This is a genomic window from Bradyrhizobium sp. Leo114 (assembly GCF_055229415.2).
On sequence record NZ_JBUYEN020000007.1, the window covers coordinates 35167 to 55042 of the forward strand.

The 19876-nt window shown below is 64.9% G+C and carries 14 protein-coding genes and 2 pseudogenes; 12 read left to right on the forward strand and 4 right to left on the reverse strand.

Annotation, left to right across the window (positions count from 1 at the left end):
- Positions 1-2: 2 nt before the first annotated feature.
- Positions 3-1739, forward strand: coding sequence for a chemotaxis protein (locus tag ACZIRK_RS10320; RefSeq protein ID WP_165435576.1), 1737 nt, complete (start codon positions 3-5; stop codon positions 1737-1739).
- Between the two features lie 315 nt (positions 1740-2054).
- On the forward strand, positions 2055-2720 hold the full coding sequence (locus ACZIRK_RS10325; protein WP_165435575.1) for an energy transducer TonB: 666 nt from the start codon (positions 2055-2057) through the stop codon (positions 2718-2720).
- Positions 2721-2733: 13 nt separating this feature from the next.
- Here the strand turns inward: ACZIRK_RS10325 and ACZIRK_RS10330 are convergent, their stop codons facing one another.
- Positions 2734-3171, reverse strand: coding sequence for a winged helix-turn-helix transcriptional regulator (locus ACZIRK_RS10330; protein ID WP_028167204.1), 438 nt, complete (start codon positions 3169-3171; stop codon positions 2734-2736).
- 77 nt (positions 3172-3248) lie between these two features.
- On the opposite strand from ACZIRK_RS10330, the gene ACZIRK_RS10335 reads away from it, so the two are divergent.
- From ACZIRK_RS10335 to ACZIRK_RS10350, 4 genes are all read left to right on the forward strand, one after another.
- Positions 3249-4121, forward strand: coding sequence for an SDR family oxidoreductase (locus ACZIRK_RS10335; RefSeq protein ID WP_130229910.1), 873 nt, complete (start codon positions 3249-3251; stop codon positions 4119-4121).
- A 387-nt stretch (positions 4122-4508) separates the two neighbouring features.
- A complete protein-coding gene (locus tag ACZIRK_RS10340) occupies positions 4509-5606 on the forward strand; it encodes an MlaE family ABC transporter permease (RefSeq protein WP_130229912.1) in 1098 nt (365 codons plus the stop codon).
- A 2-nt stretch (positions 5607-5608) separates the two neighbouring features.
- Positions 5609-6340: an ABC transporter ATP-binding protein gene (locus ACZIRK_RS10345; RefSeq protein WP_028167201.1), complete on the forward strand. Its 732-nt coding sequence runs from the start codon at positions 5609-5611 to the stop codon at positions 6338-6340.
- Between the two features lie 13 nt (positions 6341-6353).
- Positions 6354-7472, forward strand: coding sequence for an ABC-type transport auxiliary lipoprotein family protein (locus ACZIRK_RS10350; protein WP_463327340.1), 1119 nt, complete (start codon positions 6354-6356; stop codon positions 7470-7472).
- A 48-nt stretch (positions 7473-7520) separates the two neighbouring features.
- On the opposite strand, the gene ACZIRK_RS10355 is transcribed toward ACZIRK_RS10350, so the two are convergent.
- Positions 7521-8423: a universal stress protein gene (locus ACZIRK_RS10355; RefSeq protein WP_130229908.1), complete on the reverse strand. Its 903-nt coding sequence runs from the start codon at positions 8421-8423 to the stop codon at positions 7521-7523.
- Between the two features lie 192 nt (positions 8424-8615).
- Between ACZIRK_RS10355 and ACZIRK_RS10360 the strand changes: the two are divergent.
- From ACZIRK_RS10360 to ACZIRK_RS10375, 4 genes and pseudogenes are all read left to right on the forward strand, one after another.
- A pseudogene (locus ACZIRK_RS10360) lies at positions 8616-11449 on the forward strand (cation-translocating P-type ATPase).
- A gap of 76 nt (positions 11450-11525) precedes the next feature.
- Positions 11526-12200, forward strand: a complete 675-nt coding sequence (locus ACZIRK_RS10365) for a response regulator transcription factor (protein ID WP_130229906.1) — start codon at positions 11526-11528, stop codon at positions 12198-12200.
- Positions 12197-13582: a sensor histidine kinase gene (locus tag ACZIRK_RS10370; protein WP_463327341.1), complete on the forward strand. Its 1386-nt coding sequence runs from the start codon at positions 12197-12199 to the stop codon at positions 13580-13582. Before ACZIRK_RS10365 ends, ACZIRK_RS10370 begins: the two co-directional genes overlap by 4 nt.
- Positions 13583-13995: 413 nt before the next feature.
- Positions 13996-14670: a class I SAM-dependent methyltransferase gene (locus ACZIRK_RS10375; protein ID WP_051397142.1), complete on the forward strand. Its 675-nt coding sequence runs from the start codon at positions 13996-13998 to the stop codon at positions 14668-14670.
- Positions 14671-14673: 3 nt separating this feature from the next.
- Here ACZIRK_RS10375 and ACZIRK_RS10380 read toward each other — a convergent pair whose 3' ends face one another.
- Positions 14674-16353 carry a methyl-accepting chemotaxis protein gene (locus ACZIRK_RS10380; protein ID WP_130231431.1) on the reverse strand — a complete coding sequence of 560 codons (1680 nt, stop codon included), beginning with the start codon at positions 16351-16353 and terminating at the stop codon, positions 14674-14676.
- A 155-nt stretch (positions 16354-16508) separates the two neighbouring features.
- Positions 16509-17684 (reverse strand): NnrS family protein, encoded by a 1176-nt coding sequence (locus ACZIRK_RS10385; RefSeq protein ID WP_349645143.1) that lies wholly within the window; start codon positions 17682-17684, stop codon positions 16509-16511.
- Between the two features lie 136 nt (positions 17685-17820).
- Between ACZIRK_RS10385 and ACZIRK_RS10390 the strand changes: the two are divergent.
- A pseudogene (locus ACZIRK_RS10390) lies at positions 17821-18079 on the forward strand (helix-turn-helix domain-containing protein); the annotation flags it as partial.
- Between the two features lie 648 nt (positions 18080-18727).
- A complete protein-coding gene (locus ACZIRK_RS10395) occupies positions 18728-18868 on the forward strand; it encodes a hypothetical protein (RefSeq protein WP_155255498.1) in 141 nt (46 codons plus the stop codon).
- Positions 18869-19876 lie beyond the last annotated feature (1008 nt).

Sequence of the window (19876 nt, forward strand, 5' to 3'; positions counted from 1 at the left end):
CAATGACCTCTCCCGACATCCAGACCGGCATGGTTGCTGCGGCAGTTGCCTCCGTCGAGGAGGTGTCGTCCCGCATCGAGGATAGTTTTGCCAAGGTCGGCAATCATCTCGGTCGCGGTCACGCCCTGTTCAAGGAGCTCGAGGGCGCGCTCACCGGGCTCTCGCGCGAAATGTCGGGCGCGGAGATCGAAGGCGCTTCGACGGCGCTTCAGGATATCGCCGGCTGCTTGAACGCGCTGGCCGAGGCACTGCCGGCGGAAAGCGCGCTTCTCGGCCGGATCGGCGAGGATGCCGAGGCGGCATCCGCGCAGATCGCGCCGCTCTTCAAGCATATCCAGATGATCTCCATCATCGCGCGGAGCGCGCGCATCGAGGCGGCGTCGCTGGACGGCGAGCGCGACAGCTTCCTTGATTTCACAAAGGAGGTATTCGAGCTCGGGCAATCGGTGCAGCATTCGATCGAAGGCTGCGCGCGCGATCAGAAGCTGCTGTCGGTAGCGGTCGAAACTGCGCTCAACAGGCAGAAGGAATTCGAGAAGCTCTATCGGGGGCAGCTTCTCTCGGCGAGCGCCGGTCTGATCTCGGCCTATGCAGGGATGCGCGAGCAGCAGGACAAGAGCGTCCATCTTGTCGAGCTCGCGGGCAGGAGCACCAAGAAGATCGCCGATGCCGTCGGCAGCGCGATCATCTCGCTGCAGTCGGGCGACAGCACGCGGCAACGTCTGGAGCATGTCTGCGGCGGCTTGCGTCGTGTCGCTGTCGCAGCGGTAAGCACCGTTCCGGCGCTCGAAGCGGATGCCAGTGCGCAAAGAGCCCAGATCATCTGCCAGCTCCAGGCCGCGCAGCTCAAGGATGCGGATCGCGAGTTCGGCGATGATATCGGCGCGATCGTCCGTTCGCTGAATGCCATCCTTGCCGATGCGACCGGCGTGGTTGCGCAAGGTCGCTCGGTATATGGCGGCCATGACGGCGAGGCCCCGTCATTCCTTGCCGTCATCAAGCAAACGCTGGCGCAGGCCTCGGAGCTGATTGCGACCTGCGAGAATTCGGGCAGATCGGTCGATGCTGCCCTCTCCGTCGTCGAGGATACGCTCGGCAAGTTTCGCCTGGCGATCGCGGGCCTTGGCGAGGCCGTCGTCGACATCATCCTGATCGGCATGAATGCCAGCCTCAAGGCCGGCCATCTGGGCGTGAAGGGCAATGCGTTCGTCGTGATCGCCAACGAGCTCAAGATGACCGCGGATCAGGTCTCCGCCGGCGCTTCCAGGCTGAAGCCGATCCTCGACCGCATCGAGCGCGCTGCAGGCGATCTCAAGGAGTTGCGCGCTCATGGAAATCCCGGGCAATTGACCAGGCTCGAGCCGTCGATTCTGCAAACGCTGCAGGAGGTCGAGGCCGGCAACGCGCGGCTCGATCGGTTGATGGACCGGCTCGTCCACGAGGGTGCCGAATTCGAGGCCCTGATGGGTGGTGCCCACGATCTGATGACCGCGCTCGGCGAGGCATCCGCGTCCCTCCCGGCTGCTGCCTCGCGCGTCGAGGCGTCGAGCGCAACGATCGGAAAGCTGTCGCTGACTTCGAGCGATGAGGCGGTGCTGGACGATCTGTTCGCGCAGTACACGATGGAACGGGAGCGGCAGGTCCATCGGGGCGTCCTGCAGCGCCTCGGCGTGATGTCAAAATCCACGCCGCACCGGCCCGAGCCGGAGGTGCACGACGACGGCGTGCTGCTGTTCTAGAGCATGATCCGGAAAAGTGTGAAGCGGTTTTCCGGCTCATGCTTTAGCCATCTCATCACGCTCGAATAGGCCTTGCCGGGAGCTTGGCAGGAATAGATTTCTGTCACAAAGAGGCTATATGAGCTAGCTTCCGGCCGAAGCCGCGCCCCTCGCTGGCGAGCCGCTTTGCGGGCCGGATGATTCCACGGAAGACAGGCACGAACGAGATGACCGGATGCTGGCGCGGGGTTCGCTATTGGGCGCGCATGTCGGCGCTGAAGCCCCTCAGCCCGTGCGCGCGATCGTCACGGTAAGCACTGCGCGATGAAATCCTTCGTGACCGATGACGATCCGGATGCCTCGCTGTTCGGGCAGGGCTTTCGGCTGATGCTGTTTCCGGCGATCGTCGGGTTACTTTTCGTGGGCGGCGTGTATTGGCTTCACCTTCAGCTCCACAGGGCTGGCGGGCAGGCCGAGCCGACGGCAGTCGTCGAGGTCCGGCTGTTGCCGCGTCCGGATCCGCAGCCGATTCCCGTGAACCAAGCTTCGCAGTCAACGGCCGTGAACGCAGCAAACCCGGGCAAGGCTCCGACTGAGACGCCGGCCGAGATGTCGCGCAACACGCTCGCGGCACTCCCGGTCGAAGAGACCTCGTCTTCCGAAGCTGCCGTTTCGAGCAGGATCCCGCTGCGTTCCGCGGACGCCGTGCCAACCCCCGCGAAGCTGCAGTTCAGGGACATCCTGGTGCGTCATATCGACAAATTCCAGCGCTATCCGCAGGCCGCCAAGCGGCAGCATCTGCAGGGGACGGTGCTTGCGGTCTTCTCGGTCGGCCGAGACGGGAAATTGCTCGGCGCCTGGGTCAAGACCAGCTCCGGTCAAGCCGTGCTCGATCAGGCCGCAATCGATACCATTCGCCGCGCTCAGCCGCTGCCGCAGATACCGCCGGCTCTTCCCGATTCCATGACCGTGGAAGTCGCGCTCGGCTTCGATCCGTCGTGAGATCCGGGGCTGCCTAGCCCCGCGACGCTTCCGCCGCATCGAACGCCGATCTCGCCATCGCGATCTTCGTCTGGCTTGTCTCCGCCCAAGTGACGAGTTGGGCCACGGGTTCGAGCAGGGATTCGCCGAGCTCTGTCAATCCGTACTCCACGCTCGGCGGCTTGGTCGGGAACACGCGGCGCGTGATCATGCCGTCGCGCTCGAGGTCGCGAAGCGTTTGCGTCAGCATGCGCTTGGAGATGTCGGGGATCGACCGCCGGATCTCGCTGAAGCGATGCGGTCGCTGCGCGAGCACGATCAAGATCAGCGTGGTCCACTTGTCGCCGAGACGATCCAGGATGCCGCGGACCGGGCAAAGCGCGAGGTCGAACTCGCCGCCGCGCCAGGTCTGGAAGCGCTGCCCCAGGCACTCCTGGGCCGACCCAAGGTTATTTTCGCGTAACCCTGTCACCAAAACCTGCCTCCTTCCGCGATCTCCGGCGGCCTCGTATCTAGGCTTGGTCTCTATTTTAGACCAGGAAGAGGAACATGACAATTTCCGAACGTATCGCCATCACCGGGGCAACCGGCCAGTTGGGCCGCCTCGTCATCGCCGAGCTCTTGCGGATCGCCCCCGGTGCGCATCTGGTTGGCATCGTCCGTGACCCCGTCGCCGCCAAAGACCTGGCGGAGCGCGGCGTCGAGCTTCGCACCGCCAATTATGAAGACCCCGCCGCCGTCAAGGCCGCGCTCACAGGCGTGGACAAGGTGCTTCTGATCTCTTCGAGCGAGATCGGGCAGCGCGTCCGCCAACACGGCCATGTCATCGATGCAGCGCAAGCGGCGGGCGTGAAGCTGCTCGCCTACACCAGCATCCTCCATGCCGACACCAGCCCGCTGGCGCTGGCGGAGGAGCACCGCAAGACGGAAGCGCTGATCCGCGCATCCGGCGTGCCCTTCGTGTTCCTTCGCAACGGCTGGTACGCCGAGAACTACACCGGGAATATTGCCGCCGCGATCCAGCACGGTGCTGTGCTGGGTTCTGCAGCGGATGGCCGCTTCTCCCTCGCCGCGCGCGCCGATTACGCCGCGGCTGCGGCAGCCGTGCTCGCAAGCCGCGACAACCAGGCGGGCCAGATCTACGAGCTTGCCGGCGACAATGGCTACGCCCTCGCCGACTATGCCGCCGAGATCGCCAGGCAGTCCGGCAAGCCCGTCGTGTACAAGGATCTGCCGGAGGTCGATTACAAGGCTGCGCTGGTGTCGATCGGCCTGCCGGAAGCCTTCGCGGCGCTCCTGGCGGACAGCGATGCCAAAGCAGCCAACGGCGCGCTCTATGACGCCTCCAGGCAATTGAGCGCGCTCATCGGTCGCCCGACGACGCCGTTGGCCGAATCGGTGTCAGCAGCGCTCGCGCGATAGAGGGCCCGTAGCCCGGCTGGAGCGCCAGCGTAACCCGGGGCCGCTCTCGAGCTCAGCAATAACGGCCCGTCATTCCGGGGCGCGCGCAGCGCGAGCCCGGAATCCATCAGGCAGCAAGGGGCGGCGGAGAAATGGATTCCGGGCTCGATGCTGCGCATCGCCCCGGAATGACGGCAGTGGGCGTGGCGGAACCGGAATCAACTAACTCCGGCCGCTGATCGAACGGGCTACGATGCTGCCGCATAGCCCTGCGGCAGCGTCACGCCCCCAAGGTCCCGGACCGCCTGGGCATCTATTGCGCTGTGTCAAACGATTGCCCGCCGGCCCGGCTAGGGTCGCCTCCGGACTTCCGGAGGTATCATCTTGAACAGTGCCCCTGACCTGACCATGGATGACGGCGCGGTCCGCTCGCTCCATCCGCGTGGCGCGTGGACGGTTGCCAATGTCGAGATTCTGGAGCAGCTGTGCGCGGGCATCCAGCCGCGGCTTGCGCATGGCATCCGCAAGATCGACCTGAGCGGGATCACCGCGCTCGACACGGTGGGCGCCTGGCTGATCGAGAAACTGGCGCGCGGCGGAACGACGCAAGCGAGCGAAGCCGAGATAACCGGCCTTTCCGCCAGCTACTCCGGATTGATCGGTGAAGTTCGGAAACTGAACCGCAGGCCGCCGACACCCGCTCGGCGCACCAACGCGCTCGCCGATCTGCTCGAGCGGGTCGGACGTGGCGTCATCGCCGAGACCATGGTCTTCCTCGACATGCTCGGCAGCGTCGGCATCGCGCTGTTCCGGACGCTGCGCCATCCGCGATCGTTTCGCTTCACCTCCACCGTCTATCAACTCGGCCAGGTCGGCTGGCGTGCGATCCCGATCATGGTGCTGATCACGTTCCTGATCGGTGCCATCATCGCCCAGCAGGGCATTTTCCACTTCCGCAAGTTCGGCGCCGATTCCTACGTCGTCGACATGGTCGGCATCCTGGTGCTGCGCGAGCTCGGCGTCCTGATCGTCGCGATCATGGTGGCCGGACGTTCCGGCAGCGCCTACACCGCCGAGATCGGCTCGATGAAGATGCGCGAGGAGATCGATGCGCTCACGACCATGGGCCTCGATCCGGTCGAGGTGCTGATCCTGCCGCGCGTGCTGGCGCTGGTGATCGCGCTGCCGATCCTCACCTTCCTGGGCTCGATGGCTGCGCTCTATGGCGGCGGGCTCGTCACCTGGCTCTATGGCGGCATGGGCCCGGCGATTTTCATCGCGCGGCTGCATGAGGCGGTCTCGATCAACAGTTTCGAGGTCGGCATGATCAAGGCGCCGTTCATGGCGCTGGTCATCGGCCTGATCGCGGCGAGCGAAGGGCTTCGCGTCAAGGGCAGCGCGGAATCGCTCGGGCAGCAGACGACGTCCTCCGTCGTCAAGTCGATCTTCCTGGTCATCGTGCTCGACGGCCTGTTCGCCGTGTTCTTCGCCTCGATCGGAATGTAGCCGTGACCGAAGAACGTATCGCCATCCACGTGCAGGATCTTGTCGTCGGCTTCGGCCGCAAGATCGTGCTCGACCATCTCAATCTCGATGTCCGTCAGGGCGAAATCCTGGGTCTCGTCGGCGCGTCCGGCGGCGGCAAATCCGTGCTGATGCGCACGATCATCGGATTGCTGCCGAAACGCGGCGGCATCATCGAGCTTGCCGAAAACGGCGGCAGGAGCGGTGTGCTGTTCCAGCAGGGCGCGCTGTTCTCGGCGCTGAACGCGCGGCAGAACGTGCAATTTCCGCTGCGCGAGGCCGCGCATCTGTCGCCGTCGCTGCTGGACGAGATCGCCAATGCGAAGCTCGAGATGGTCGGCCTCACCGTCGATGATGGCGACAAGTTTCCTTCCGAACTTTCCGGCGGCATGGTCAAGCGCGTGGCGCTGGCGCGTGCGCTCGCGCTCGATCCTGCGCTCCTGTTCCTGGACGAGCCGACGTCCGGATTGGACCCGATCGCCGCCGGCGAATTCGATTCCCTGATCAAGACGCTGCAGCGGACGCTCGGCTTCACCGTATTCATGGTCACCCACGACCTCAACACGCTCTACGCGGTCTGCGACCGCGTCGCGGCGCTGGCCGACGGCAAGATCGCCGCGCTCGGTCCGCTGAAATCGGTGCTGGAATCCGACCATCCCTGGGTGCGGGCCTATTTCCACGGCGCGCGAGCGCAAATGCTTCATCTCAACGCTTAACGGAACGACATCAATGGAAACGCGCGCACCCTTTATCGTTGTCGGCGCCTTCGTCCTGGCGGCGATCGTCGCCGTGTTCGGCTTCGTCTACTGGCTCAACAACACCGGCGGCATCGGCAAGCGCGAGACTTACCAGGTCGTGTTCAATGGGCCCGTTCCCGGCCTGCTCGTGGGTGCCCCTGTGTTGTTCAACGGCATCCGTGTCGGCGAAGTCACTTCGCTCGAATTCGTGCCCGACCGGCCGCGTGACGTTCATGCCACCATCGCCGTGCTCGAGCACACGCCGGTGCGCGCCGATACCAAAGTCGGCCTCGATTTCCAGGGCCTCACTGGCGTGCCCGTGGTGGCGCTGGAAGGCGGCGAGCGGATCGATGCCCCGCGCGTGCAAGGGCCGCTGATCGCCGAGAAAGGCGCGGGGCAGAGCATGACGCAGGCCGCGCGCGATGCGCTGCGCAAGGTCGATACGGTGCTCAGCGAAAATTCCGCAACCCTGCACGATGCGATCGGCAACATCGGCACCTTTGCGGACGGGCTGGCGCGCAACACCCCGCGCCTGGACAATATCATCGCCGGTCTCGATCGGACCATGGGCGGCGGTGGCGCCCCAGCGCGCAAGACGACTTTTGACCTCAGCCCCGCCAGCCGGTTCGATGCGCCGGTCCGCCCCTTCAAGGGAACGCTTTCCATTGCTGAGCCGACGGCGATCACTGCGCTGCAGACCCAGCGCTACCTGTTCGCGGGCGGCGGCGACAAGGATTTTGCCGACGCGCAATGGAGCGACGCCCTGCCGCAGCTCGTGCAGGCGAAACTGCTGCAGAGTTTCGAGAACTACGACATCGCCCATCCGCCGTTCCGTCCCGACGCCGCGCCGGAAGGCTCGTCCCGCCTGCTGCTCGACCTGCGCCAGTTCGAGATCGTCACAACGCCACAGCCGCACGCCGTGATCGCGCTGTCCGCCAAGCTCCTCGATGCGTCAGGACATCTGCGCGCTGCGCGCGTCTTCCAGCAGGAAGCGCCGATCGAGACGCTCGCCCCCGCCCCGGCGGCAAAGGCTTTCAACGCCGCCTTCGATGCACTGGCGCGCGAGTTGATCCCATGGACGGCGGCCCACGAAGCCGAAGCATCCAGGTAGGTCCTGCGGAGCCGACGTGACCGCTACCTGTTGCGGCAAAACAGCGGATCAGGCGGCTGTTGGTGCGGCGGGCGGCTCCCTGATCATCAGGACGTCGCATGGCAGTTCGGCCATGAGATGTTTGCCGACGCTTGCAATCAGCATTTCGGAGAGCGCGCCGCGCCCCTCGGTGCCGAGCACGACAAGGTCGATGTCCATATCGCGCACGCCTCGGCGCAGCACTTCATCCGGCGTCCCAAGTTCGATGAACGAACGTGCACGCCGCCTGATCGTCTCGCCGCATGTCATTGTCGTGAGGAAGGCCTTGTAGTCCCGCTCGACAGCCTGCTGACATTGCCGTCGATAGGCAGCGGAATCGTGGGCCAACCCGCTCATCGGTATCTCGTAGGCGTGGAATATCATGAGCGCCTGGTCGGGGAAGCAGCGGACCGCGGCCTCGAGTGCATGGCGTGATGAATCTGAAAAGTCGATCGCTGCGGCGATGCGGCCGTAAGCCCGCTGTCCCCTTTTCTTCACGATCAGGATCGGTGTGTGCGAACTGCGAAGCAGGCGATCGACCGTCGTGCCAAGGAAAAGTCGCCCGAACGGCTCATCCCTTGCAACCCCGGTGATGATGAGATCGCATCCTTTCTTTTCGGCGGTGCGCACGATCGCCTCGGCCGGGTCGCCTTCATCGATCACGATGTCGGCCATCTTCGCCAGCGGGCCGATATCGGCCAGCAACTGCTTTGCCGCCACGCTGACGGGATCGGGAGGGCGTCGCCAGGATGGAACGCTCGGATCGAAATCCGCATCCCGAAGTTTTTCGAGAACGTGCAGGATCACGAGCTTCGCCTGCCACGACTGCGACAGCAGCACGGCGCGATCCAGCGCGCGGTCGCAGCGGGGGCTGAGATCGGTGGCGAGCAGAATTGATCTCGGCGGTTCTTTGGTCGCGCTTGCTTCGCTCATGTGACGCTACCTTTCAGCCATACGGCCGCTTCGATCGTCTGGGTTCCGGCGCGAGACCGCAACGATCTTGGCTGCGACATTTCGTTCACCTGCATTCTGCAGCGCCGATCGCGTCGTGTCGATTGACATGGATCATCCCGACAAGCGCGGTTCCCGGTACCAGGAAACGTCATCGCAACGTATCATTGCAGCATGCACAGAAAATCCTCCGATCCGACGATGCACGAGGTACACCGACAGACGGCGGCGGAGACGGTGGCCGCCCTGCATACCGATGCCGAGCGGGGCCTGAGCAGTGCGGAGGCCGCCCAGCGCCTCGCGCGCGATGGCCGAAACGAATTGGACACAGTGCCACCGCGTCCCGAATGGCTGAAATTCCTCGATCAGTTCACCGACGTGCTGGTGCTCCTGTTGATCGCGGCGGCGGTGATCTCGATCGCGATCTGGCTGAATGAGCACGAAACCGCGCTGCCCTACGAGGCCATCGCGATCCTTGCCATCGTGCTGCTCAACGCGCTCATGGGCTACATCCAGGAGGCCCGGGCGGAGCGCGCCGCAGCCGCGTTGCGTGAGATGTCCGCCGCGCACTCCAACGTAGTCCGCGATGGCGAGCGGCGCAACATCCCGGCGGCGGAGCTGGTGCCGGGCGATATCATTGTCATCGCGGAAGGCGACACCATTCCGGCCGACGCCCGGCTGATCATGTCAGCCGCGCTGCAGACGGCGGAAGCCGCGCTCACCGGCGAAAGCCTGCCGGTGAGCAAGCACGTCGCGCCGCTGGCTGACAAGGCCGAGCTCGGCGACCGGCACAACATGATCTTCAGCGGGACCACCGCGGTCTATGGGCATGGTCGTGCGGTGGTCACCGCGACCGGGATGCAGACGCAGATGGGCCGGATCGCCGGCATGCTGCGGGAGGCGCCGCAGGAGGCCACGCCGTTGCAGCGCGAGCTCGCGCGCGTCGGCAAGGTGCTTGCGATCACGGTCGTGCTGATTGCAGTGGCCATGATCGGCACGATCTTTCTCGTCAGCGACATCAACGGCTTCTCCGAGATTTTCGCGGTGCTGCTGCTCGGCGTGGCGCTGGCCGTCGCCGCGGTTCCGGAAGGGCTGCCGGCGGTGGTTACCGCCGTGCTGTCCATCGGCATGCAGCGGATGGCAAAGAAGAATGCCATCATCCGCCGTCTCGCCGCCGTGGAAGCGCTCGGTTCGGCGACCGTCATCGCATCCGACAAGACCGGCACTTTGACCAGGAACGAGATGACGGTGCGCCGGGTCGTGACGGCGAGCGGCTCCACCAATCTCTCCGGCACCGGCTATGCGCCGGAGGGCGACGTGCATCTTGCCAGTGATGCGTCGGACAGCAGCGCGCTGCAGTTCGAGCTCGAGCGCACGCTGACGGCGGCCGAACGCGCGAACAACGCGCTGCTGGAGGAACGTGATGGCGCCTGGATCGTGCAGGGCGATCCGACCGAAGGCGCATTGATCGTGGCCGCATGCAAGGCAGGCCTGCTCCCTGCCGCGCTCGATCAGCGCTTCGAGCGGATCGGCGAGATTCCGTTCTCGTCCGAGCGCAAATTGATGAGCACGGTGCATACGGATGCCGAGCGGCGCGACCGCCTGATCGCGGTGACCAAGGGCGCGCCCGATGTCCTGCTCGCGCGCTGCACCCACGAACTCGTCGGACGAGATGCGGTCGCGCTCACCGACGCGCGCAAGTCGGAGATCATGGCGAGCAATGATGCGCTGGCCGCGGAAGCGCTGCGGACGCTTGGCGTCGCGTTCCGCTCGCTTCCGGCAGAAAGGTCGCAGCATGATGCATTCGATGAGAACGTGGAGCAGGACCTGGTCTTTCTCGGCCTGATCGGCATGATCGATCCGCCGCGCCGGGAAGCGCGCGATGCGGTCGCACGGAGCCGGGCGGCAGGCATCCGCCCCATCATGATCACCGGCGATCATCCCAAGACCGCGGCGATCATCGCCGCCGAGCTCGGCATCATCACGTCAGGCCAGCGCGCGGTGTCCGGCGCCGAGCTCGAGGCCATGACGGAGCAAGAACTCGACCGCGTTGTGCAAGAGGTCTCGGTCTATGCCCGCGTCAATCCCGGTCACAAGCTGCGCATCGTGCGGGCGCTGCAGCGGGCAGGGGAAACCGTGGCGATGACCGGGGACGGCGTCAACGATGCCCCGGCGCTGAAGGCGGCCGACATTGGTGTCGCCATGGGGGTTACGGGCACCGATGTCTCCAAGGAGGCGGCCGACATGGTGCTCGCCGACGACAATTTTGCCACCATCGTCGCCGCGGTCGAGGAGGGGCGCGCGATCTTCGACAACATCCGCAAATTCCTCCGCTATCTGCTGTCGTCGAATATCGGCGAGGTCTTGACGATGTTCTTCGGCGTTGTGCTGGCCGATACAATCGGACTTTCCGCCGCCAGCGGTGTCGTCGTGCTTCCGCTCTTGGCGACGCAAATCCTCTGGATCAACCTGGTGACCGACGGCGCGCCCGCGCTCGGCGTCGCCGTCGACCCCGCGGACCCCGCCATCATGCAGCGCCCGCCGCGCCCGCGCGATGAGGGCGTCATGACGCTGACGATGTGGGGCGGGATTTTCCTGGTCGGGATCATCATGGCGGTTGGCACATTGCTGGTGCTGGACGCCTCGCTTCCGGGCGGCCTGATCGAAGGTTCAGGCACGATCGCCTATGGGCGCACCATGGCCTTCACGACGCTGGTGCTGTTCCAGCTTTTCAACGTCTTCAACGCCCGCTCCGACGAGCTCAGCGCATTCCATGGCCTCTTCACCAATGGCTGGCTCTGGGCGGCAGTGGTGTTTTCGCTCCTGCTGCACGCGCTGGTTGTTTATGCGCCCTTCCCCAGGAAGCGTTCTCGACCGTCAGCCTGGGTGCCGGCGACTGGCTATTCTGTACGGTGGTCGCAAGCTCGGTGTTGTGGCTGCGCAAATTGAGCAAGGCCGCGATGCGCGGGTTCGGCGGCCGTTCGAGCCCCCCTTTGGCGCCCCGGTGACCGGCAAACACGCAATGTAGCCGCAATCCAGCGGCTCTATGGAACCAGGTCAACTTGAATTGCCTGGGTCAGGGTGGTGCGAATACTTCTGGTTGAGGACGAAGACGAGATGGCGTCGGCCTTGTCTGCGGTCCTGAAAAGCTACGACATGCTGGCCGACCGGGTGACCTCGCTGATGGAGGCCGCGGAAATCATGGTGGTGGGCGCCTATGACGCGATCCTGCTCGACCGCAACCTGCCTGATGGCGACGGCATCAGCCTGATCCCGAAGCTCCGCGCCAAGGCGATCCCGACCCCCGTCATCGTGCTGACGGCGCGGGGCGAATTGTCGGACCGCGTCACCGGCCTCGACACCGGCGCCGACGACTATCTGGCCAAGCCGTTCGCGGCCGAGGAATTGCTGGCGCGGCTGCGGGCGGTGTGGCGGCGGTCCGCCGACCTTCAGCCCGATATCGTCAGGCTCGGGCGGCTGAGCTTCAACCTGAACCATTGCGAGGCCGAGGTCGACGGCCGCCTCCTGGAATTGCCGCGCCGCGAATTGCTGGTGCTGCAAACCCTGATGCGGCGGATGGGGCGCACGGTCGTGCGCTCGTCGCTCGAGGCTGCCGTCTATTCGCTTGACGAAGAGGTGCAGTCGAATGCGCTGGATACCCATGTCTCGCGCCTGCGCCGCAAGCTCACCGAGGCCGGCGCCGGCGTCGAGATCCATGGCATCCGGGGCGTCGGCTATCTCCTGCGAGCGGCATCATGAAGTCGATGAACACGGCGTCGCTGCGCTCGCGCCTGATCCGCCGGCTGATCCCGCTGCATGCGGTGCTGCTCGTCGCTTTTCTTGTCTTGCTCATTGCAACTCTGTGGGCGTCCGGTTGCGTATATCGGCGCGACGATGGTCGCGGCATCGATGTGCTGCGCGACGCGGTGGCGCGCAGCGCTGACGGAACGCTTGTCCTGCGCGAGACCCCGGCGCTGAAGGAGCTGCGCGGCGATACGCGGAATTTGTGGTTCGTGATCCACGACAAGTCCGGCCATTCGCTGTCCGAGGGAGACGTGCCGCCGGAGTTTGCCCGTCTCGGCGGCGGGCTCGGCGATATCGATGGCGAAATTCGCAGTTGGGATCGCGCCAGTGACGATTCGCGTCATATCAGCGGACAGATGAAAGTGGTCGAGACCGCAGCAGGCCCGGTGCAGATCATCGTCACCAGCGAGATCAGGATCTCGGATGCGCAGTCGCTGCTGCAGATCACGCTGGCTTTCTTCGGGCTGATGTTGGCCGGCTTTGCCCTGATGGCGCTGACGACGCTGGTGGCGACCCCGCTCGTGGTGCGCAACGCGCTCGCGGGTCTTGACGAAGCCGCGCATCAGGCCGGCGAGATCGATATCGACAAGCGCGGCGCCCGGCTGCCGGTTGGCGCCGTCCCCACCGAGATCGCGCCGCTGGTGAGCGCCGTCAATGACGCCTTGGGACGGCTCGATGAAGGCTATGAACGGCATCGACGCTTCCTCGCCGATGCCGCGCACGAATTACGAACGCCGATCGCGATCCTCACCACGCGCCTGGAAGGCCTGCCGCAAAGCGCCGAGAAGGCGCGCCTGATCGAGGACGTCTCGCGGCTTGCGACGCTGACCGAGCAGTTGCTCGATCTGCAGCGGCTCGAGCAGCGGCTGGCGCAATCGTCCGCCATCGATCTTGCAGGTCTCTGCGCACAGGTGATCGCCGATCTCGCGCCGCTCGCGATCGCGGCCGGCTATGAGATCTCGTTGCAGCATGAGGGTGCGCGGATCGACGTGTGGGGCGATCGGGGCGCGCTCGAACGTGCGGTCGTCAATCTGGTGCAGAATGCGATCCAGCATGGCGGTCATCGCGGCGCCATCGTCGTTGCCGTCAGCGCGCCGGCGACGGTCGAAGTCCGCGACCAGGGCCCCGGCATTCCGGCTTCAGAGCGCGAGCGCATCTTCGAGCCGTTCCACCGCCTGCAGCCGCGGCACCGCGGCGCGGGCCTCGGCCTCAACCTCGTGCGCGAGATCATCCATCTGCATCGCGGCGAGGTGAGCGTCACCGAAAGAAGCGGCCACGGCGCCTGCTTTCGCATCTCCCTCCCACCGATCGCGCTCCCCGCCTTGGCCGTGAGTTGAGAGCCAGTAGCCCGGGCGAAGCGAAGCGCAACCCGGGATATCTCTATCAAAATCGACGACCGGTCCCGGGTGACACTGACGCTCCACCCGGGCTACGGCACCGAAGGTTTCGCTCGGCGGCCGGAGCTAATTTACTCCGGCTTCGCCACGCCCACCGCCGTCATTCCGGGACGATGCGCAGCGCGAGCCCCGGAATGACAACCGGTTATTGCTGAGGTCGAGAGCGGGCCCGGGGTACGCTTTCGCTCCACACGGGCTACGACACCTTTGGTGTGGCCGCACCATCTCCTCACAACACGCAATGCTGTCGCAATGCCGCGCGTCGATGATGCGCGCGTCTTGATCCGAATCGCATCTGGGGCTTGCGGCGCGGCGCCGGGACACTGTGCTTATTATTGCAAGGTCATGGACTCATGTCTCACGATGCCACATCGTTTTTTCTCTCCTGGCTGTTCAACCCGCGCCGGGTCGGCGCGGTCGCCCCGTCCGGCAACGCGCTTGCCGAATTGATCACCCGCGAGATCACGCCGTCATCCGGCCCGATCATCGAGCTCGGCGCCGGCACTGGCGTCTTCACCTACAAGCTGCTGCAGAAGGGAATCAGGCAGCAGGATCTCACCATCGTCGAATACGGATCCGAATTCGTCCAGATCCTGCAATTGCGCTTTCCCGGCGCGCGCGTGCTGTGGATGGACGCGGCGCGGCTCGGCACGGTGAAGCTCGCCGATGACGGCTCGGTCGGCGCGGTCGTGAGCGGCTTGCCGTTGCTGACGATGTCGCCGCGCAAGGTGCTGTCGATCGTAAGCGGCGCGTTTCGCTATGTGCGTCCGAACGGCGCGTTCTATCAGTTCACCTACGGACCGAGGGCGCCGATCCCGCGGCCGATCCTCGATCGGCTCGGGCTGAAGGCCACGCTGGTCGGGCGCACCATGAGCAACCTGCCGCCGGCCTCCGTCTATCGGCTGGTGCGGCGCGCGCCGTCCCGCTTCTCCACGCTGCGTCCCGGCGCGATCGAGGATCAGTCGCAGCTTGACAATCTCGACCTGCGGCCGCGATTGGCAGTTCCTACGGTGCTGGAGCCGAGCTAAGCCTCACGCCGCGCGGATATTGGCGAGGAAGCCGTCGACCTTGCCTCGCAGCATCTCGGCCTGCTTGTTGAGCTCTTCCGCCGAATCCAGCACCTTGCCCGCGGCCGTGCCGGTCTCACCCGCGGCGCGGGTGACGCCGTCGATATTGCTGGAGACCGCGCTGGTGCCGTGCGCGGCCTGCTGCACGTTGCGGGCGATCTCTTTGGTGGCCGAGCCCTGCTGCTCGACCGCCGCCGCGATCACGGTGGTGATCTCGTTGATTCCGCCGATCGTGCCGCCGATGCCTTCGATCGCGTGCACCGCGTCCGTCGTCGCGCCCTGCATCGCCGCGACCTGCGCGGAGATCTCCTCGGTCGCCTTCGCGGTCTGGCTCGCCAGCGACTTGACCTCGCTCGCCACCACGGCAAAGCCGCGCCCGGCCTCGCCGGCCCGCGCCGCCTCGATGGTGGCGTTGAGCGCCAGCAGATTGGTCTGGCTCGCGATATCGCTGATGAGCTTGATCACGTCGCCGATCTTCTGCGCCGCCGCTGAGAGGCCTTGCACCGTCACATTGGTGCGGTTGGCCTCCTCCACCGCCTGCTGCGCGACGCGGGTCGATTCCGCGACCTGGCGTCCGATCTCGGAGACCGAGGACGACAATTCTTCCGTCGCCGCGGCCACGGTCTGCACGTTGGCCGAGGCCTGCTCGGCGACGGCGGAAACCGTCGTCGCCTGGCGGCTCGCTTCCGAGGCCGCGCCCGACATGCTGTTCGAGGTCGTGCGCAGACCGGCCGCGGCGCCCGCCAGCGCATCGAGCGAACTGCGGACGCTGTTCTCGAACTCGTCGGCCATCTTGCCGAGCAGGTTGATCCGCTCGGCTTCGGCCTGCTTCTTGAGCTCGTCCTGTTCGCCGCGCAGCCGCGCTGCATCGATCATGTTGTTCTTGAACACCTGGACCGACTGCGCCATCGCGCCGACTTCGTCGCGGCGCTCCTGCGCGGGGATCACGGTGTCGGTCGCGCCGTCGGCGATCTTGCGCATGGCGGCGGTCATGCCGGTGATCGGGCCGACGATGCTGCGTCCGATCAGGAAGCACATGCCGGCAACGAGCAGCAGCGCGACGGCGAGGATCGACCCGATCCAGCGCGCCTCCGACCAGAAGATCGCATCGATGTCGTCGAGATAGACGCCACCGGCAATGGCCCAGCCATAGGGTTTGAATTCGGTCGCATAGGAGATCTTCGGCACCGCCTCGCCACCGGCTACGCGTGTAAAGCGGTACTGCACGAAGCCGCCGCCCTGGGGAGCCATTTCGACCTGCCGGCGGGTGTAGAACACGCCGTCGGAATCAGCCGTATCCATCAGGTTCTTGCCGTCGACCTTCGGATTCGGATGCGACTCGACGACGCCCTGCTTGCCCAGGGCATAGAAATAGTCGTCCTTGCCGAAGCGCAGCGTGCGCAGCAGCGCCTTGCTTCGTTCGAGGACCTGCGCGTCGGAAAGGCCGGCCTTCCTGGCGGCCTCGTAGTCCTGCTCCACCGTCTGCTTGGCGAGTAGGACCAGATCCTGCAGCTTGGCCTTGCGATCCTCGAGCAGATTGTTCTTCAGCGCCTGCAGGCCGACAAAGGCCACGGCGACAATGCCGAGCACCGAAACTCCGACCATGATCATCAGCTTGGAGGAAATCCTGAGATTGCCGAGCATCGCACACCTTTTCTGGAGCTTCCGGCGGCTTCGGCCGCCGATGGTTCCGAAAGGATTAATGCGAATTGGTGAAATTGCCCCTAATGGACGCGACCGCAGGACCTTCCGGCTGCAGTCGATCACCTCTTCAAACAGAGCAAATCCGCGTCGAAACGTCACGCCTTTCGCGGCGAGCACAATGCGGGGCCGTAGAGCGCGACGAAGCCGATGAAGGCGATCGCCCAGGCGGCGCCGGCCACCGTCAGCAGCGGGATCATGTGCGCCGGCTCGAGCGAGGCGCAGATGCGTGCGAGTGCGGCGATAACGATCGCGGCATAGATCACCTGTGTCCCCGCGGAAGCCTGCAGCGCGCGGCCGGTATGGCCGAGGGTGGCGCGGGTCATCACCGCAAGCGTCATCCCGCCGATGGCGCCGCCGGTCCAGGCATGGATGCCGGCGCCCACCGGAACGAGGTCGATCGCAGCCAGTCCGGTCAGGATGAAGCCCACCGGTATGAACGCGTAGGCCAGGTGCAGGATCAGCACCAGGCGGTCGGACAGGGTCCGGTATCCGGCCCAGCGCCCAAGCCGGATCAGATGGAAGGCGCCGGCGGGCAATAGCAGCGCCGCGGTCAACGCGCCCAGCGGCATCGCCACCCAGGCCAGCAGCGCGATGCCGCCTGCCGCGACCGTGATGCTGTCGAAGCCGCCGAACGGAGTCGGCATCTGGCCGGCGGGTTGGCGCGCGAGCCAGTTGCGCGTGAAGCTCGGAATGATGCGACCGCCGATCAGCGTGACCAGCATGATCACCAGCGCGATCGCAAACCGCGTCGAATAATCGGCGAGCCCGTTGAGATGTGCCTCGATGTGGAAGGCCAGATTGGCGAGCGAGAGCAGCGAAACGATCGCCACGACGGGGAGGTTGCTCCATTTGCGTCCCGCCACGATCTCGCGCGCGGCCGCCGTCGCGAGCAGCGTGAGGAACGCGACATCGATCACAGCGGTAGCAGCCCATCCGATCGATGCCGAGAGGAAGATCGCGATCCGGCCGGCGATCCAGGTCGAGACCAGCGCTGCCAGCGAATTGCCCTGCAGCGGCAACCGCCCGGTCCAGTTCGGCACGGCAGTCAAAAGGAAGCCGCCGATCACGGCGCTGACATAGCCGAACAGCATCTCATGCACATGCCAGTCGCGCGGCGAGAACACCGTGGTCAGGGCCAGATGACCTTCATACACCGGCAGCCAGATCACGATCATCGCGCCGGCATAGGCCGAGCTGAGCAGAAAGAACGGCCGGAAGCCGTAGGAGAGTACGGCCGGCCCTTGATACTGGCGCAATCTTGGGATCGACATGGCTGCCATCCGCTCATGTACTTGTTGCTACTTTCCCGCCTCGGCGGGGGTATATTGAGTCTTAGCGTTCCGAGGTCCTGCGCGATTTGCGTCAGGACAACGTTCCGGAGGAATGTGGGCAACGGCCTACGGTTCCATCTCGCATGCGGTGCTTCGCCTGGGGAAGCAGGCTGGCCGCCGGATCGAGACCGGCATCGAGATCGATTTTCCGATCAGCCGCCAGGACGTCGGCCGAGATGACCGGCACCGCGCTGCACACGGTCAGCCGCATCTTGAGCGCATGGGAGCAGCAGGGCCTCGTCGAAGGCGGCCGCCAGCGCATCGTGCTGCGTGATCCGCACAAACTGTTCGCACTGGCCGAAGGCCGCATTCCCTCTGCTAGGTCCGGTGGCTGACGGACGCCGGCCGCAGGGGACGCACCGCACCTGGTATGATAGGCTTCGTGGCGATCCCGTAACCGAGGGTTGTGTCGCGGTAACTCTACCCGCAAATTGCGGGTTCCGTCTCGTGGTCCCGTCCGTTGCTATCGTCAACCGGCCGGTGTGTCGGGCGGATTGATCGGCCCGTCCGGCATCTAGAGCATGATCCGGAAAAGTGGAAGCCGGTTTTCCGAAAAGATCATGCTCAAACAAAGAGATGAGATCATGATTCGATTCCGTCTAATCGAATCATGATCTAGTGGTCCGCTACTCCGCCGGCTTGCTGAGATTCGGCGCGACCACGGTCGGATCCAATCCGAGCAGCAGGGCACGCTCTTTTCGCTCTTCGGCCAGAAAGCCCAGCTCGCGCTCAAGCGAACGGGCCACCGCTTCCTGGGCCGATTTGCGACGTTTGCTGTTTTCGTGAAGTCTTGGCGGTTGGGTAGTCACACAAGGTCCCCGTGTCATGAATCTGTCATGGGGTGATCGCATGGACGATTCAGTCGCCCCAAATCAAATACTTTTTAGTGGCTAAGTTTGCGCACCGTCCTAATACCGACAAAGTATTCATGCAGCGAGATGAGTGTTCGGCATGCACGCGCGCCCATTCGGCCGGATGAGATGATGAAGAACAGAAGTCCGAACGCTGCCCCCTACATCCTGACCGCCCTGGCGCTCGCCGCCGCGATCTGGACCGCACTGGGCTCGCCGCACAGCGAACGGCCCGTCACGAAGCAAGTGGCCCACAGCAGCGTGGCGCCGTGAGGCTGCGTAGCGGCCGCTGATTCCTGATCGTGTAAAGCAGCGTCCTCAGCACATTGATTCGTGTAGCCGGGCGCCGCCTCAACCACCACTCTTCGTCATTCCGGGGCGCGCCTCTTGGCGCGAGCCCGCAATCCATCGGACGGCAGGCGCGAGGGCGAAATGGATTCCGGGCTCATCGCTTCGCGACGCCCCGGAATGACGATGTGGCTGCTTTCGGTGCGACAAATCAACCCGACGGGCAAATCAGCAAAAGTCTGTCCAGCCCTGCAGCGAAAAACATTCCGCTTTCGCCGTCGGGCAAATCAGTGATTTAACTCCGCGCGTCTCACGGCGAATGAGGGGCGGCTCGCGATCGTCACGAACGTTGCGGTGAGATGCGGTGGACGCAGGTATTGCGAGAGACGAACGCAACACCGGCGGACGGTGAAGTCGTGTGGTTCTGGCGCCCCGACGCTGGCGCTAAGCTTCTAACGAAGTGACGGTGGCAAGAAAGCCCGGTCACCGGGAAGAGCACGAAGGAAACCGTAAAACCATCGCGCAGGGAAAGCCGGAATGCTTCGGTTGAACCTGTGGTCCTACCCCCGTGCTTTTTGTTGCACGGGACCCACGGGTGCAACCGGCACCCGGCTTTCCCTGCGCCCTCTGTTCAATGAGAGGGTGGAATGAACGCAAAGCTCGGGCGTGACTCGCCGCGAGAACGCGAACTCACATCCCCACTGCTGTTTGAAATTTGAATCATGACTTGCGGCGACGCCGTAGGGTGGGCAAAGCGAAGCGTGCCCACCATCGCGAGTACAGCACTGGATGGTGGGCTACCCTACGGCTTTCGCGGGGACGACAATCGTAGGATGGGTAGAGCGAAGCGAAACCCATCATTCGTGCCCCTTGCCGCCGAAGTTGATGGGTTTCGCTTCGCTCTACCCATCCTACGGGTCCGCTCTCCCCACGTCGTCCCGGGCTTCCATCCGAAATGGTCGACCGGGTGCTGTCCTCGGTGAAACGTTGAAG

What these genes read in the sequence shown, in the direction of transcription:
- ACZIRK_RS10320 (WP_165435576.1), top strand. Translation starts at nt 3, where the DNA reads ATGACCTCTCCCGACATCCAGACCGGCATGGTTGCTGCGGCAGTTGCC.
- ACZIRK_RS10335 (WP_130229910.1), top strand. Translation starts at nt 3,249, where the DNA reads ATGACAATTTCCGAACGTATCGCCATCACCGGGGCAACCGGCCAGTTG.
- ACZIRK_RS10340 (WP_130229912.1), top strand. Translation starts at nt 4,509, where the DNA reads ATGGATGACGGCGCGGTCCGCTCGCTCCATCCGCGTGGCGCGTGGACG.
- ACZIRK_RS10350 (WP_463327340.1), top strand. Translation starts at nt 6,354, where the DNA reads ATGGAAACGCGCGCACCCTTTATCGTTGTCGGCGCCTTCGTCCTGGCG.
- ACZIRK_RS10355 (WP_130229908.1), bottom strand. Translation starts at nt 8,423, where the DNA reads ATGAGCGAAGCAAGCGCGACCAAAGAACCGCCGAGATCAATTCTGCTC.
- ACZIRK_RS10370 (WP_463327341.1), top strand. Translation starts at nt 12,197, where the DNA reads ATGAAGTCGATGAACACGGCGTCGCTGCGCTCGCGCCTGATCCGCCGG.
- ACZIRK_RS10375 (WP_051397142.1), top strand. Translation starts at nt 13,996, where the DNA reads ATGTCTCACGATGCCACATCGTTTTTTCTCTCCTGGCTGTTCAACCCG.
- ACZIRK_RS10380 (WP_130231431.1), bottom strand. Translation starts at nt 16,353, where the DNA reads ATGCTCGGCAATCTCAGGATTTCCTCCAAGCTGATGATCATGGTCGGA.
- ACZIRK_RS10385 (WP_349645143.1), bottom strand. Translation starts at nt 17,684, where the DNA reads ATGTCGATCCCAAGATTGCGCCAGTATCAAGGGCCGGCCGTACTCTCC.
- ACZIRK_RS10395 (WP_155255498.1), top strand. Translation starts at nt 18,728, where the DNA reads ATGAAGAACAGAAGTCCGAACGCTGCCCCCTACATCCTGACCGCCCTG.